Source organism: Comamonas sp. CMM02 (assembly GCF_014851485.1).
In the GTDB taxonomy this organism is placed as follows: domain Bacteria; phylum Pseudomonadota; class Gammaproteobacteria; order Burkholderiales; family Burkholderiaceae_C; genus Comamonas; species Comamonas avium.
Window position 1 is genome coordinate 1 of sequence record NZ_JACUZW010000017.1, and the last position, 298, is coordinate 298.

General features: G+C 63.8%; 1 protein-coding gene. It reads left to right on the forward strand.

The genetic code is table 11. The annotated features are described in order from the left end of the window. On the forward strand, positions 1 to 298 hold a 298-nt coding region (locus IB213_RS17925), incomplete at both ends, for a hypothetical protein (RefSeq protein WP_192408187.1).

The following is a 298-nucleotide window of genomic DNA, read 5'->3' on the forward strand; positions in this document are numbered from 1 at the left end:
GAGATACGGCGCAGGGCACCGTCAATGTGACTGTCTCGGACGATATCCCTGTGGTGACGCTGTCTGGAGCGGCGAGCGTGGTGGAAGGGGCAGCAGCCATCACCGGGGCGTGGAACCTGGCGGCAGGCGCCGATGGTGTGACACCGGCCAACTTCACGATCTCGATCGACGGAGGCGCTGCACAGACGGTGGCGTACGGCACGGGCATCAACACCGGCAAGGGCACGTTGACGATCAATGCCAACAACACATGGAGCTTTGTGCCCGCCAGTGGTCTGAACAACGCCGGCGGCGTGAA